The organism is Paenibacillus zanthoxyli JH29, assembly GCF_000520715.1.
GTDB lineage: Bacteria > Bacillota > Bacilli > Paenibacillales > Paenibacillaceae > Paenibacillus_AQ > Paenibacillus_AQ zanthoxyli.
Genome location: NZ_ASSD01000060.1, coordinates 1 through 14,883, shown reverse-complemented (window position 1 = coordinate 14,883; position 14,883 = coordinate 1). Strand labels below are relative to the sequence as shown.

The 14,883-nt window shown below is 56.1% G+C and carries 12 protein-coding genes and 1 pseudogene; 12 read left to right on the top strand and 1 reads right to left on the bottom strand.

Going from position 1 to position 14,883, the window contains the following annotated elements:
- From L691_RS32430 to L691_RS0102435, 5 genes and pseudogenes are all read left to right on the top strand, one after another.
- Window positions 1-204, top strand: a pseudogene (locus L691_RS32430) (ABC transporter permease); the annotation flags it as partial.
- The gene (locus L691_RS0102450) at window positions 204-1,112 is read left to right on the top strand and encodes an ABC transporter permease (RefSeq protein WP_025688559.1); all 909 of its coding nucleotides are present in this window, start codon (window positions 204-206) and stop codon (window positions 1,110-1,112) included. The pseudogene L691_RS32430 and the gene L691_RS0102450, both read left to right, overlap by 1 nt.
- 151 nt (window positions 1,113-1,263) lie before the next feature.
- The gene (locus L691_RS0102445) at window positions 1,264-2,358 is read left to right on the top strand and encodes an ABC transporter substrate-binding protein (RefSeq protein WP_025688558.1); all 1,095 of its coding nucleotides are present in this window, start codon (window positions 1,264-1,266) and stop codon (window positions 2,356-2,358) included.
- A gap of 197 nt (window positions 2,359-2,555) precedes the next feature.
- Window positions 2,556-4,019, top strand: a complete 1,464-nt coding sequence (locus L691_RS0102440) for a CoA-acylating methylmalonate-semialdehyde dehydrogenase (RefSeq protein ID WP_025688557.1) — start codon at window positions 2,556-2,558, stop codon at window positions 4,017-4,019.
- A gap of 33 nt (window positions 4,020-4,052) precedes the next feature.
- The gene (locus L691_RS0102435; RefSeq protein WP_025688556.1) at window positions 4,053-5,420 is read left to right on the top strand and encodes an aspartate aminotransferase family protein; all 1,368 of its coding nucleotides are present in this window, start codon (window positions 4,053-4,055) and stop codon (window positions 5,418-5,420) included.
- Here the strand turns inward: L691_RS0102435 and L691_RS0102430 are convergent.
- On the bottom strand, window positions 5,386-7,077 hold the full coding sequence (locus tag L691_RS0102430; RefSeq protein WP_025688554.1) for a PucR family transcriptional regulator: 1,692 nt from the start codon (window positions 7,075-7,077) through the stop codon (window positions 5,386-5,388). The two genes, L691_RS0102435 and L691_RS0102430, sit on opposite strands and share 35 nt — an antisense overlap.
- Before the next feature lie 306 nt (window positions 7,078-7,383).
- On the opposite strand from L691_RS0102430, the gene L691_RS0102425 reads away from it, so the two are divergent.
- From L691_RS0102425 to L691_RS0102395, 7 genes are all read left to right on the top strand, one after another.
- Complete coding sequence (locus tag L691_RS0102425) at window positions 7,384-8,775, top strand: NAD(P)-dependent oxidoreductase (RefSeq protein WP_025688553.1); 1,392 nt, start codon at window positions 7,384-7,386, stop codon at window positions 8,773-8,775.
- 27 nt (window positions 8,776-8,802) lie between these two features.
- Window positions 8,803-10,092 carry an NAD-dependent dihydropyrimidine dehydrogenase subunit PreA gene (gene preA / locus L691_RS0102420; protein WP_025688551.1) on the top strand — a complete coding sequence of 430 codons (1,290 nt, stop codon included), beginning with the start codon at window positions 8,803-8,805 and terminating at the stop codon, window positions 10,090-10,092.
- A 2-nt stretch (window positions 10,093-10,094) separates the two neighbouring features.
- The gene (gene hydA / locus L691_RS0102415; RefSeq protein WP_025688550.1) at window positions 10,095-11,522 is read left to right on the top strand and encodes a dihydropyrimidinase; all 1,428 of its coding nucleotides are present in this window, start codon (window positions 10,095-10,097) and stop codon (window positions 11,520-11,522) included.
- A complete protein-coding gene (locus tag L691_RS0102410) occupies window positions 11,522-11,743 on the top strand; it encodes a hypothetical protein (RefSeq protein WP_025688549.1) in 222 nt (73 codons plus the stop codon). The genes hydA and L691_RS0102410 overlap by 1 nt, the downstream gene beginning before the upstream one ends.
- A 265-nt stretch (window positions 11,744-12,008) precedes the next feature.
- A complete protein-coding gene (locus L691_RS0102405) occupies window positions 12,009-12,818 on the top strand; it encodes a methionine ABC transporter ATP-binding protein (RefSeq protein ID WP_025688548.1) in 810 nt (269 codons plus the stop codon).
- Window positions 12,815-13,483, top strand: a complete 669-nt coding sequence (locus tag L691_RS0102400) for a methionine ABC transporter permease (protein ID WP_025688547.1) — start codon at window positions 12,815-12,817, stop codon at window positions 13,481-13,483. Before L691_RS0102405 ends, L691_RS0102400 begins: the two co-directional genes overlap by 4 nt.
- Window positions 13,484-13,599: 116 nt before the next feature.
- Complete coding sequence (locus L691_RS0102395) at window positions 13,600-14,454, top strand: MetQ/NlpA family ABC transporter substrate-binding protein (RefSeq protein WP_025688545.1); 855 nt, start codon at window positions 13,600-13,602, stop codon at window positions 14,452-14,454.
- Window positions 14,455-14,883 lie beyond the last annotated feature (429 nt).

Below are 14,883 nucleotides of genomic sequence, written 5' to 3'. Positions count from 1 at the left end.
GTCGAGCTGATGGGCGCGCAGCATGGGATCGGCGTCATTATGCTGCGCAATCTGTATTACGGTCCTTCACATACTTACATGTTCTGGTCGACCATTCTGGTCGGTGCGTTTCTCGGCATGGCCAGCTATGGTCTTATGAGCCTGATCGAGCGGCTCGTTTCTCCGTGGCAGCCTGAATTCCGTCCGAAAGGGGGCAGCCGCTGATGGAAGGCAACACAGTTGGTGAAGCAACATTGGTTTCTTCTCGCAGCCAAGAGGATGGAAGCCGTCCGCAACCCGCTATGACGGCCCAACCGCCTTCGGCAGCCCCTGTGCAGAACGGCAGACCGCGCCGCCGTGCGCGGAAAGCCGCAATCTTTCGCGTCATCCTTCCTGTACTCGCGGGTGTTCTGTTTTTGGCACTGTGGGAATTGGAGGTCATCCATAAGATATTCGATTTGAAGAAATATCAGCTCCCGCTGCCTTCGGCGATTGCGGAGGCGATGGGCGATAATATAAGCCTGCTGCTGTCCTATACGGGATATACGCTTACTGAAGCGGTGCTGGGTATGCTCATCGGTTCGGCGCTTGGTTTCGTCATTGCCCTGGCCGCCACGGCCTGGCCGCGCTGGGGCGGCGGCAGCCTGACGCTGGTCGCCGCGCTGAACGCCGTTCCGATCGTGGCGCTTGCGCCGATCATGAACCTGTGGTTCGGCGATGGGCTGGGCTCCCGCATCGCGATTGTGGCGGCGACGACGATGGCCGCGATGGCGATCAACGCCTATAAAGGAATGGCGGCGATCGATCCGCTGGCGCTGGATCTGATGCATTCCTACGCCGCGCCCAAATCGGCGGTGTTCCGCCACCTGCGGATCAAGAACAGCCTGCCTTATGTGTTCACCGCGCTGAAAATTAACGCGACGGCGAGCATGATCGGGGCGATTGTCGGCGAATTCTTCTTCTCCTCAAGAGGGCTCGGTTATCTGCTGTCCAACTCCATTAAGGTCGCCAAAATGCCGCTCGGCTGGTCATGCATCGTGCTTGCGGCGATTGCCGGGGTCATTTTTTACCTGGTGGTGGAAAGGCTGGAGAAGGTGTTCATCCGCTGGCATCCTTCACGGCGGGCTTCATAAGCCAAGGAAAAAACGGTACAACCGGCCGCTAGGCTTCCCCCTGAATATCAGGACCGGCCGTTTGCATACAGCGCATTATGATGGCAGCCATACTGTTCCAGGAGTCGTTTTTTAAATGTATTTAAACTTTTCAGTGGGGGGAATTCGATTGATGAGCGTAAAAAACAGAAAATTTCGCGGTGTGCTGTTAATGGCGGTAATGGCGTTGGTGCTGTCGGTTCTTGCAGGTTGCGGCGGCAACAACAGTTCTTCGGGAAGTGAGCCAACTGCTTCCGCAGGAAGCTCGGCCGCTCCGGCAGCAAGCACAGCGCCTTCGGCTGACCTTGTTCCCGTTAAGCTGCAGCTGAAATGGGTGCCGCAGGCTCAATTTGCCGGGTACTACGTCGCGCTCAGCAAAGGCTACTATAAGGACGAAGGTCTGGACGTTCAAATTCTGCCTGGCGGACCGGATATTGTGCCTGAGCAGCAGGTTGCGGGCGGATCGGCCGACATCGGCGTCGATTGGGTAGCGAGCTTGCTGACGAGCCAGGAGCAGGAAATGCCGCTGGTGCAAATTGCCCAAATCTACCAAAAGAGTGGTCTCGTGCTGGTCTCCAAAAAATCGGCGAATATCAACAGCCCGGCTGATCTGAAAGGCAAACGGGTCGGCAACTGGATGGGCGGCAATGAGTTCGAGCTGCTGGCGCTGTTCGACAAATACAAGCTCGATTCGAACAAGGATATCAAATTTACGAAACAAGGCTTTACCATGGACCAATTCCTCGGCGGCGAGCTGGACGCGGCTTCCGCGATGACGTACAACGAATACCAGGTTGTGCTTGAGTCGGGCGTCAAAGCCGAAGATCTGAATGTCATCGACATGAACGACGAGGGCGTCGCCATGCTGGAAGACAATCTGTTCGCCAACAAGGAATGGCTGGCAGCCAATAAAGAGACGGCGGCGAAATTCGTCCGCGCTTCGCTTAAAGGCTGGAAGGATGCCATCGCCGATCCGGCGGCGGCAGTCGATATTGTGATGGAACAGGCGGAAGCCGGCAGCACAACGAAAGAGCATCAGCTGAAAATGATGGAGGAAGTCGCCAAGTTGATTCAGCCGGAAGGCTTCGACATCTCCAAGCTGGGCTACACGGACGAAGCCGCATTCAAGCAAACCGCAGACATCGCCTTTAAGTTCGGTGTAATCAAGAAAGAGGCCAATTTGTCCGAGGCGTACACGAACGAAATTATGGACATGGCTTCAAAATAATGCAATCCGCAGGATGAGCCTCCTTAGGCTTGATCCTGGAGCCTCCGCGAAATTCCTGACAGCCCGCCTTGCCTAGAAGCGGATCTGATTTTGCGGAGGCGGTTTTTTTCAAAGCCGTCATGTCAATGGATAGCGCTGAAGCGCCAAGCTTCGGTTATCGGGGGTAATTTAATTTTACGGGAAATGAGGTGCCTTGCATGTCTCTGCTGGTCAGACAGACCGAGAAAGTGAGAAATTTTATCAACGGGCAATGGGTGGAGTCGTCTTCCGGGCGGGAGGAAGAAGTATTCAATCCCGCAACGGAGGAAGTGATCGCTTATGTGCCGCTGTCCAGCCGTGAGGAGCTGGATGCCGGGGTTGCCGCAGCGAAGGCGGCGTTTTACAGCTGGAAAAAGGTTGCTGTACCCCGCCGGGCTCGTTACTTCTTCGAATACCAGCAGCTGCTGCTGAAGCATGCGGAAGAGCTTGCTGAACTGATTACGCTGGAAAATGGCAAGAGCCTCGAAGAAGCGCGCGGAGAAGTTCAGCGCGGCATCGAATGCGTCGAATTTGCCGCAGGCGCTCCAACCCTGATGATGGGCAGCCAGCTGCCGGACATTGCCACGGGCATTGAGTCGGGAATGTACCGCTATCCGCTCGGCGTTGTGGGCGGGGTAGCACCGTTCAATTTCCCGATGATGGTGCCGTGCTGGATGTTCCCGCTGGCGATTGCCTGCGGCAATACGTTCGTGCTGAAGCCGTCAGAGCGGACGCCGCTCCTGGTGGGCCGTCTGGCCGAGCTGTTCGCGGAGGCGGGATTCCCGCCTGGCGTGCTGAATGTCGTTCACGGGGCGCATGAGGTCGTTAACGGAATGCTGGAGCATGAGGATATCAAGGCGATATCCTTTGTCGGCTCCCAGCCGGTCGCGGAATACGTCTACAAGAACGGAAGCGCGCATGGCAAAAGGGTTCAGGCGCTGGCCGGAGCGAAGAATCACTCGATCGTTCTGCCTGATGCCGACATGGATAATGCGGTCAAGAACATCACCTCCGCCGCCTTCGGCTCCGCCGGTGAACGCTGCATGGCCTGCTCGGTCGTAGTTGCTCATGAAGAGATCGCCGACGAGCTGGTAGCGCGCCTCCAGACTGCCGCCGACAATCTCAAGATCGGCAGCGGCCTGGACGCGGGGGTGTTCCTGGGGCCGGTTATCCGGGGGTCCAACAAGGAAAGGACTGTGTCGTATATTGAAACCGGGGAGCGAGAGCAGGCGAAGCTTGTCCGGGACGGCCGGAAAGACGCCGCGACTGAAGGAGCGGGCTACTTCATCGGCCCGACGATCTTCGATCATGTGAAGCCGGGGATGACGATTTGGCGGGATGAGATTTTTGCACCGGTGCTGGCTGTCGTTCGCGTGAAGGATCTGGCGGAGGCGATTTCCGTCACCAATCAGTCGCCGTTCGCCAACGGCGCCTGCATCTATACCGACAGCGCCAAGGCCATCCGCGAGTTCCGCGAAGAGATCGACGCGGGCATGCTGGGAGTCAATCTGGGCGTACCCGCGCCAATGGCGTTCTTCCCGTTCTCGGGCTACAAGAAATCGTTCTACGGGGACCTGCATGCGAACGGGCGCGACGGCGTAGAGTTCTATACACGCAAAAAAATGATCACAGCCCGCTACTAAAGCTGCGCGGGCCATGGAGAGGGGATAAGTGCAATGCTCAAAACGGGGAAAGAGAGCGAACTTGCAATCAGCAAAGACCGGAAGTATCTGTGGCACCACATTTCGCCTTACAGTGAAGCCAATCCGCCGATGATCGCCGCGTCCGCCAGCGGTTCCTGGGTTACCGATATCGACGGAAAGAAGTATTTGGACGGCATGTCGGGCCTGTGGTGCGTCAATGTGGGCTACGGGCGCAAGGAACTGGCTGAAGCCGCATATAATCAACTGCTCAGCCTGCCTTATTTTCCGCTGACGCAGAGCCATATGCCGGCCATTCTGCTGGCGGAGAAGCTGAACGAATGGCTGGGAGATGAATATGTGATCTTCTTCTCCAACAGCGGATCGGAAGCGAATGAGGCCGCCTTTAAAATGGTGCGCCAGTACCACCAGCAGAGCGGACAGCATTACCGGCACAAGTTCATTGCCCGTTACCGGGGCTATCACGGTAATTCCTTCGGCGCCCTGTCCGCGACAGGTCAGGCTCAGCGCAAATACAAATACGAACCGCTCAGCGGGGGCTTCCTGCATGTGGCGCCGCCCGACAGCTACCGCCGCCCCGCCGGGCAGTCGGTAGAGGAATTCAACCTGCTGATGGCCCAGCAGATCGAGGACACCATTGTCTGGGAGGGGGCGGAGACGGTAGCGGCGGTCATCATGGAGCCGGTGATTACCGGCGGCGGCGTCATCGTGCCGCATCAGATCTATATGGACCGCGTGCAGGAAATCTGCAAGAAGCACGGCGTGCTGCTCATTATCGACGAAGTCATCTGCGGCTTCGGCCGGTCGGGGCGTAAATTCGGTCACCACAACTTCGGCGTGAAGCCGGATATCGTGACGATGGCCAAAGGGCTGACCAGCGCCTATCTTCCGCTGTCGGCGACCGCCGTCCGCAAAGAAATTTACGAAGTCTTCAAGGATAACAGCGACGACTACGGCTACTTCCGGCATATCAATACGTTCGGCGGCAATCCGGCCGCCTGCGCCCTGGGGCTGCGCAATCTGGAAATCATGGAGCAGGAGAAGCTCGTCGAACGCGGCGACCTGCTCGGCCAGCGCCTGGGCAAAGGGCTGTCCGAACTGCTGGAGCACAAGCTGGTCGGCGATGTCCGCAGCTTCGGCCTGATCACCGGCGTCGAGCTTGTGGCGGATAAGACGACCAAGGAGCCGGCTCCGCTGGATACGGTGAAGGGCATCATCGCCGATTGCAAGGCCAAGGGTCTGATTATCGGCAAGAACGGCGATACGGTAGCGGGCTACAACAACGTGCTGACCTTCGCTCCGCCGCTTGCCTCGACCGACGAGGACATCCAGTTCATCCTGGACACGTTCACAGAGGTACTGAACGGGAGCTGGGCAAAGTAAGCTTCTCCGGGTTCAGGAACTGGTAGGCCCGCAAGGCGACCTGGATCGAAATGCGGTTCTCCGGCGACATAAAGTCCTCGCCGAGCAGCTCCGTAATTTTGTCCAGACGGTAGTACAGCGATTGTCTGACGATGAACAGCTTCCGCGCCGCAATCTGCTTCGACCCGTCATGATCCAGGTAGACCCGCAGCGTCAGCAGCAGCTCGCTGCCCTTCTGCTGGTCATGGTCGATCAGCGGACCGAGATAGGTGCGGATAAAGTTCTGCAGCGTCTTGCCGTCGTTCAGGCTCAGCAGCAGCTGGAAGACGCCAAGCTCTTCGTAGAACAGGGTCGGCTTCTGGTGGCAGGGGTAGAGCGACAGCGCCTGCACCGCTTCCCGGTAGCCGGCTGGAGCATTCTTAAGCTGAGTATGCGATTTGCCCACGCCGATGACGAGCTGAAGATCCTTCAGCTTCTCGTCGGAGCGGATATTTTGCAGGGCTTCCAGCGCCTGCTGCAGCCGGGTCCGTCCGGGCACCTTGGACTGAATGTCCAGCGCAATGACGGTCAGGCGGTTGTTCTTTAGCGTAATGAGCGGCCGGAGTGAATATTTCTCAAAAATGGAACGCAGGACAAGTGAAAGGTGAAACGTAATCGACTCCCATTCATTTTCCGAGCTGTTCCATTTTACGTTTCGGGGATTTTCGATCTCGATCAGGCATACGCGGTAAGCAAGCTCGTTGACAACGCCGAAATCCGGTCCGATCAGGCTCTTGAGCCGGTTCTCATCGTCAATGCGCCCGTTGATCAATTCGTCGACCCACAAATTTTCGGAAAAAAGCTTGCGCTCCTCCATGTAGCGTGTGCGCAGCAGCTCTTGGGCGATGGACAGCGCGGCGGAGTCGAGCAGCAGACAGTCGAACTCCTGCGGTTTATGGGGGCATACCATCAGAATGTAGGCCCACGTCTGGTCCAGAGCGCCGACCGGCTTGAGCACGACCGTCTTGCCGCCGAATTCGCGGAAGCTGGGAGCGGCGTCCGGCTGGTGGATTCCTTCCATTTCTTCATAAAAAGCCGAGAAGAAGCGGAGCAGAGGCTCCTGCTCCTCCGGCGGCAGCGAGGGGAAGAACTGCGGCTTGCCTTGGAGCTGCATGTAGAGAATTTGCGTGCGCGTGCTTCTGGACAGCAGCTGCAGCACCTTTACCGTTCCCTGCGAGGTCAGCGTCAGCCGGTGGAACTCGCGGGAGATGCTCTCCAGCTCCCCGAGCATGCGGTGATGGCGGTTGATAATAAGCGAATGCAGATCGAGCGTAATATCGACGAACCGAACCGTGCGGTTGAACACTATAAGGGGAAAATCATGTTCATCCGCCAGTGAGACCAGCTCTTCAGGCACGGCGCTGATATAAGTTCCCAGCTCGATGCACAGACAAGCGGCGTTTTTCTGGATCAAGTATTCGAGAAATTCAAGCGAGGCGGGGAGATCGGCGCTCATCCCGATGCCTGTTGTGAGTATCATTTCCTGTCCGTGAATCAGGCTCTCGATGCTGGAGCTTTCCAGCACATGCACCCAGCGGATCGCCCGGTCGAGGCCCGAGCTCCCTCCGACGACTTTGGCGTCGGCAAACAGCGGTCTTTTCAGTGCTTCCCGAATCGTAAACATAAGTTCCCAGTCCATAGTCATCCTCCTCGTCTTGGCAGACGCCGTATATTTTTCTTGTACCGAAGTCCATTTTGAGCCTAGTTCCCTCACGTAAAAAATACACTTTTGAAATTAGACATTATGTCTAATGTAACGAAAAAATGAATTGACTATAGTGTGAATATAAATGTTAGAATAACTAACCTAAATAGGCAGAGATAAGCTTGTTTTAAAAGGGATACAGCTTATTTTACTATATAAATCTGTCGAAGTAAGTAGAATTATAAGGCAAAAATCGTAATTGTGTTATATTATGTAACATACATCTAGGAGGGATAACTGATGGAACACGCTTCACCGTTGACCGCGTTTTCACCTGACATGTTCATGCGAAATTTCGCTGAGGCCGAACCGGGGCTCACCCGCAAGGGCGCGGCCGAAGAATCCAACCGCTGTCTTTACTGCTACGACGCTCCTTGTATCAAGGCTTGCCCGACGGGCATTAACATTCCCTCCTTTATTAAGCGTATTGCCACGGACAACCTGCGGGGCGCCGCGCATACGATAATGGAGTCCAACCCGGTAGGCGCAAGCTGCTCGCGCGTCTGCCCGACCGAAGAGCTGTGCGAAGGAGCCTGCGTGCTGAACGATGCTTCCGAGCCGATCCAGATCGGCCTCCTCCAGCGCTATGCGACCGATTGGGCAATGAATAATGACGTGAAGCTGTTCAAGGCGGGTGCTCCGAGCGGGAAAAAGGTTGCCGTGATCGGCGGCGGCCCGGCCGGATTGTCGGCTGCCAGAGAGCTGGCCCGCGAAGGCTTCTCCGTCGTGATCTACGAAGCGAGGGAACTGGCCGGAGGACTAGATACCCATGGCATTGTATCCTTCCGTCTGCCACAGTCCGTCTCCCTGTGGGAAGTAGAGCAGGTCGAGAAGCTTGGCGTGGACATCCGCACAGGCGTAAAGGTAGGGACGGATGTAACGGTGGATGAGCTGAAGGCGGAATATGACGCCATCGTGCTTGCCGCCGGTATGGGCTACGTGCCCGAGCTCGGCATCCCTGGCGAGGAGCTGGAAGGCGTGTACGACGCGATCAAGCTGGTTGAATCGACGAAGACGGGTGTGTCGAACGTACAGCTGATGGGACAGCGCGTTGCCATTATCGGCGCGGGCAACACGGCGATTGACGCCGCAACCTGCTCCGTACGGCTCGGCGCGGCCAATGTGAAGATGGTCTACCGCCGCACCCGCGAGGAGATGACAGCCTACGACTTCGAATATGAATTCGCCAAGCAGGAAGGCGTCGAGTTCAGCTGGCTGACGCTGCCTAAGCGCATTATCGGCGACGAGCTCGGCAAGGTAACCGGCCTTGAATGTGTAACGATGAAGCTGAGCGGCGAGGCTGGCAGCGATGGCAGACTTAAGCCGGTGCCGGTGGAAGGCTCCGAATTCATTATGCCGGTGGAAGCTGTCGTGCTGGCGATTGGTCAGAAGCGCCATACGGGCCTGATCGAGCATCTCGGGCTTGACCATGAATGGGGCGTCGTGAAGATCGACGAGGAGACCCACCGGACCTCCGATCCGCAAATTTATGCCGTTGGCGACATCGTCTTCGGCTTCGGCAAAGGCGAAGCGATGGTCGTATCTGCGGCCCAGCAAGGCAAGCTCGCCGCTCACGCGATTGTTAAGCAATTTACGCCGCAGCAGGACAACGTTGTCGGCTCTGCGGTATAAAAATATTTTTCAGGGAGGGAATTATCAATGGCAGATTTGAGCATTAATCTAGCAGGGATCAAGTCACCTAATCCGTTCTGGCTGGCCTCCGCGCCGCCAACTAATACAGGCTATCAAGTGCAGCGCGCTTTTGAAGCGGGCTGGGGCGGCGCCGTATGGAAGACGCTCGGCGACCCGATTATCAACACGTCCGCGCGCTTTGCGGCCGTCAATTTCAACGGCCAGCGCGTAGCCGGCTTCAACAATATCGAGCTGATTACGGACCGTCCGCTGGATGTCAACCTCAAGGAAATCTACGAGACCAAGAAGCGCTTCCCGAATCACGCCGTGGTCGCCTCCCTGATGGTGGAACCCAAACAGGAGAAGTGGCATGAAATCGTCAAAAGAGTCGAGGATGTCGGCGTAGACGGACTGGAGCTGAATTTCGGCTGTCCGCACGGGATGGCGGAGCGCGGCATGGGTGCCGCATCCGGGCAGCAGCCCGATCTGGTAGAAGCGCAGACGTATTGGGTAAAAGAAGTAGCAAAGACACCGGTTATCGTCAAGCTGACTCCCAACATTACCGACATTACGGTTACGGCCCGCCACGCCGTCAAGGGAGGCGCCGACGCGATCAGCCTGATCAACACGATCAACAGTCTCGCGGGAGTGGACATTCATACCTGGAACACGATTCCCCATATCGGCGGCAAGGGTGCTCACGGCGGCTACTGCGGCCCGGCCGTGAAGCCGATTGCGCTCAACATGGTTGCCGAATGCGCCCGCCACCCGGAGGTGACCGTTCCGATCTCCGGCATCGGCGGCATCTCCACCTGGCAGGATGTCGTTGAATTTATGCTGATGGGCTCCACCGCCATTCAGGTGTGTACGGCGGCTATGCATCACGGCTTCCGGATCGTAGAGGAAATGATCGACGGCCTGAACAATTATTTGGATGAGAAGGGTCTCGCATCCGTGACCGAACTGACCGGCAAATCGGTGTCCAAATACTCAAACTGGGGCGACCTTAACCTCAACTACAAAGTGGTGGCCCGGATCAATGAGGACAACTGCATCAACTGTAACAAATGCCATATTGCCTGCGAGGACACTTCGCATCAATGCATCGACATGCTGACCAATGCAGAGGGTAAAGCGATTCTGAAGGTGCGCGAGGAAGACTGCGTCGGCTGCAACCTGTGCTCGATCGTCTGCCCGGCGGAAGGCGCTATCGACATGGTAGAGGTCGACAGCGGCCTGCCGCCGATGACCTGGAACGAGCGCCAGCGCGTCGTTGGCAGTCTAAGCGGTTCTTATTCCAAAGCGGAGGTGTTTTGAGAATGAAGAAACTGATCAAGAATGGGACGATTGTAACGGCGGCGGATACGTTTACCGGGGATGTCGCGATCGAGAACGGGATTATTACGGAAATCGGCCTTAATCTGAAGGCGGACGGGGCCGAGATTATCGACGCTTCCGGCTGCTACGTCTTCCCGGGCGGGGTTGATCCGCATACGCATCTGGATATGCCGTTTGGCGGAACCGTAACCGCCGATGACTTCGAGACGGGCACCATCGCCGCCGCCTATGGCGGAACGACGACAGTGATCGACTTCTGCCTGACGAGCAAGGGGCTGCCTCTTCAGCAGGCGGTGAACACCTGGCATGAGAAATCGCAGGACAAAGCCGTGATCGATTACGGCTTCCACCTGATGGTGTCCGAGCTGAACGACACCGTGCTTGCGGAGCTGCCGCAAATTATTGAGAACGAAGGCATTACCTCCCTTAAAGTGTTCATGGCTTACAAAAATGTGCTCCAGGCCGATGACGGCACACTCTTCAAGACGCTCCAGGCCGCCAAGCAAGAAGGCGCACTCGTGATGGTCCACGCCGAGAACGGCGATGTGATCGACTATCTCGTGACCAAAGCGCTGGCCGAGGGCAATACCGATCCGATCTACCATGCGCTGACCCGGCCTGCGGAGCTTGAAGGCGAAGCCACGGGCCGCGCCGCCTATTTGACCGAGCTGACCGATTCGCAGCTGTATGTGGTGCATGTGACCTGCGCCGAAGCGGCGTGGAAGATCGAGGAGGCCCGCAAGAAGGGGCTGCGCGTCTACGGCGAGACCTGCCCGCAGTATCTTGTGCTTGACCAGACGGCGCTTGAGAAGCCGAACTTCGAAGGGGCCAAATACGTCTGGTCTCCGCCGCTGCGCGAGCAGTGGAACCAGGATGTGCTGTGGAAATCCTTGTGGAACGGCAGTCTGCAAACGATCGGCTCCGACCAGTGCTCCTTTAACTTCAAGGGCCAGAAGGAACTGGGCCTTGGCGATTTCTCCAAGATACCGAACGGCGGGCCGACGATTGAAGACCGGTTCACCATTTTGTACTCTGAGGGTGTGGAAAAAGGCCGCATCTCGCTGAATAAATTCGTGGATATTATCTCCACCTCCAGCGCGAAGCTGTTCGGCCTTTTCCCGCAAAAAGGGACGATCGCTGTCGGAAGCGACGCCGATATTGTCATTTTCGACCCTGCCGTGCAGCGGACCCTTTCCGCCGAAACCCATCATATGAACGTCGATTACAACGCGTTTGAGGGCTTCGAGGTCAAGGGAGAACCGGTGTCCGTCCTCAGCCGCGGCGATTTCGTCATCCGCAACAAGCAGTTCGTTGGCAAGCCGGGCTCCGGCAAGTATCTGCGCCGTAAACGGTTCGGAGCCGCTCCGGTACTTCCGGCCAAAGCCGAGGTTAGCGGAGGTGTTGTCTAATGTCCGCATACGATGATTTTGCCAAGGAGAAGCAGGAGGTCGACGATTTGCTGCTTCAAGGTTATACCGTTACCGGCATGCTGGAAACGCTGGATGGAGCCAAAGTGAAATTTGACCAAGAGGAGCCGGGGAGTGAGAGCGTAGAGCTGCTTCTTCTGACGGCGGACGCCCGGAAATATGTGACGACGCTGGTTTTTGCAGGCTTGCAGAAGGCGCAGTAGCCGTCTCCCTGCACATTAAAAAGCGTACACCCGACAGCCTTGGGGGTACGCTTTTTTGGCGATAACGGGTTTTCTGAAAAAGATGCTGAAAATGGGGATTGACATCAAATAGCGGGTACTCTATATTATTGATTATCGATTAAACATATTGAATTAATAGGAATTATGATTGATTGACCAGATCACTGGAAATCAAGCTGGAAACGCCGTTAGGCGTATTAGGGCTTGATTTTTTTTATTCCTTGGAAAGAAGGTAGGTTCAAGCATGATAACCGTCACGAATCTGAACAAGAGCTACCGGACGCGCAGCGGGACGGTTTCGGCGCTAACGGATATAAATCTGCATATCGAAAAAGGCGAAATATTCGGCATTATCGGCTTCAGCGGCGCCGGAAAATCTACACTTATCCGCTGTCTGAACCGGCTTGAGGAGCCGGATTCGGGCAGCATTCGGATTGGCGAAACGGTCATTACCGATCTGAAAGAGCGTGAGCTGCGGCTGGCCCGCCGTAAAATCGGGATGATTTTTCAACAGTTCAATCTGTTTGATTCCAAGACGGTCTTTGGCAACGTTGCATTTCCGCTGAAGGCAGCGGGTTATAAGAAGCCCGAGATCGAGCGGCGGGTGGGCGAAATTCTCGACCTGGTCGAGCTTGGCGGCAAGGCCGGAAGCTATCCTTCCGAACTGAGCGGCGGACAAAAGCAGAGGGTAGGCATAGCAAGGGCGCTCGCCGGTGAACCGGATGTGCTGCTGTCAGATGAAGCGACATCGGCGCTTGATCCGCAGACGACCCATTCCATCCTGGAGCTGCTCGCGGATATTAACCGCAGGCTGGGCCTTACCGTTGTGCTGATCACGCATGAGATGGATGTTCTGCGCCATATATGCGGCAATGCCGCCGTAATTGAGGCGGGCCGAATCGTAGAGAACGCTCCGGTCCGGGAGTTGTTCCATAACCCGCAAAGCGATACAGCCAAGCGGTTCGCCGGAATTTACGACTTCTACAACAATACCGGGAATAGCGGACAGCTCGAAGTTCCGAAGCCGGAGCAAAGAGAGGCTGTGCTGCGATGAGAGAAGATGTAGTCGATTTGCTGTGGGAAGGGCTGCGGCAGACGCTGTACATGGTGGCATGGTCGTCGGTTTTTGCGCTGCTCCTGGGCACGCTGCTCGGGATTACGCTGGTAGTTACGGATAAAGGCGGGATTCTTGCCGCTCCCGGAGTGAACAAGGTGATCAGCACCGCAATTAACGGCGTACGTTCCATTCCGTTCATTATCCTGATTGTGCTGCTGCTGCCTTTATCCCGGCTGATTGTGGGTACTACGCTCGGCCCGGCGGCGGCGATTGTCTCTTTATCCATCGGTGCGGCGCCGTTTCTGGGGCGAATCATCGAGAATGCCCTTCGCGAAGTGGGAGACGGCAAGATTGAAGCGGCCAAATCGGTAGGCGCTGGACCGTTCACTATCATCTTGCAGGTGCTTATACCCGAAGCTTTACCCGCTCTGGTTCGGGGAATGACGATTGCCGTCATCTCCATCACCGAATTCACGGCGGTAGCGGGAGCCATCGGAGCGGGAGGACTCGGAAGCTTGGCCATCCGCTTCGGTTATCAGCGGTTCCGCACCGATATTTTGCTTGGGACGGTCCTTCTTATCATTTTGATCGTCCAGATTTTGCAATGGTCCGGCGACTATATCGCCCGTTCCATTGACCGGCGGCGCTTTAAGAACGGGTAGGGAGGCTGCTGCCGCCCGGGTTTAGGTTCCCCGTTCTAGACGAGGGCCGAGGGCCTTCGAGGATATACCGGTTGTACATTCTTTTACATACATTTTCAGAGAAAGCAGGGATTAGGATGGCGAGAAAAAGAAGCTTATGGTTTGCGGCGGTCATTGTGGCGACAGGAATCTTGGCCGGTTGCGGGTCGCAGAACGGAAACGGGGAAGCGGCCGCCCCGCAGACAAGCCCGGCAGAAAGTGCAGCGCCTAAGGAAGTGACAATTAAGGTCGGGGCGTCGGCTGTGCCGCATGCCGAGATTTTGGAATTCATAAAACCGATGCTGAAGGAAGAAGGCGTTAATCTGGAAATTGTTACGCTGGATGATGACGGACAGCTTAATCCTGCGCTGCAGGAGAAGCAGATCGACGCCAACTACTTCCAGCACGTCCCTTATCTGGATTCCGTCAAAGGGGAGAAGGGTTATGATTTCGTAGTTACCGCCAAGGTGCATGTCGAACCGATCGGCTTCTATTCCGAGAAGCTGAAGAGCAAGGACGAAATCCCGCACGGAGCGAAAATCGGCATTCCGAACAATCCCTCCAACGAATACCGGGCGCTTGTGCTGCTTCAGCAGCAGGGGCTGATCAAGCTGAAGGACGGTATTACGACTTACGAGGCGACTCCCAAAGATATCGTGGATAACCCGCACAACTTAGAGTTCGTCGAAGCCGATTCGGCCACGCTGCCGCGTTCGCTGCCCGATCTGGACGGGGCCATCATCAACACTAACCTCGTTCTGGAGGCGAAGATCGATCCGAAGACAGCGCTGTTCCGCGAAGATGCGAATTCGCCTTACGCCAATGTAGTCGTTGTCCGCAAAGGCGATGAGAACCGCGAGGAGATCAAGAAGCTGGATGCAGCCCTGACCAGTCCGGATGTCAAAAAATTTATCGAAGATAAATACGGTGTGGCCGTCGTTCCGGCCTTCTAGATATCGCCAATGAAGCTTTAGTTGAATCCGTTGCAAGCTTCCAAACGACCGATACGGTTGCTCCATCAGAAAGTTTATCTACTGTCCATGTTTTGGTTACCCATACTGGGCCTACTACTGATAAGGGGCCTACTTTAGATTCAGGGGCTGAAACTAATATTTTAGGTGAAAAGGCATTAGTATTTAACGGTGTGACCAGCACATCCTGTATATCAACGAGATAATCCGCCGCTGGGGCCTCAGTTGAAAGTGAGGTTGAGCTTGTAGGTTCCGGAGCCGCCGAAACTTCACTAGCGAAAGTAACCTTGCCTGTGGTAGTAAAAGTAAGCACCAAAACAGCGACAATGGTCGTCCGATATGTGATTTAACTAATGTCTACCCCATGGCATTGAACTGATATGAACGAGGCGGTCAATACCTCATTAAGAA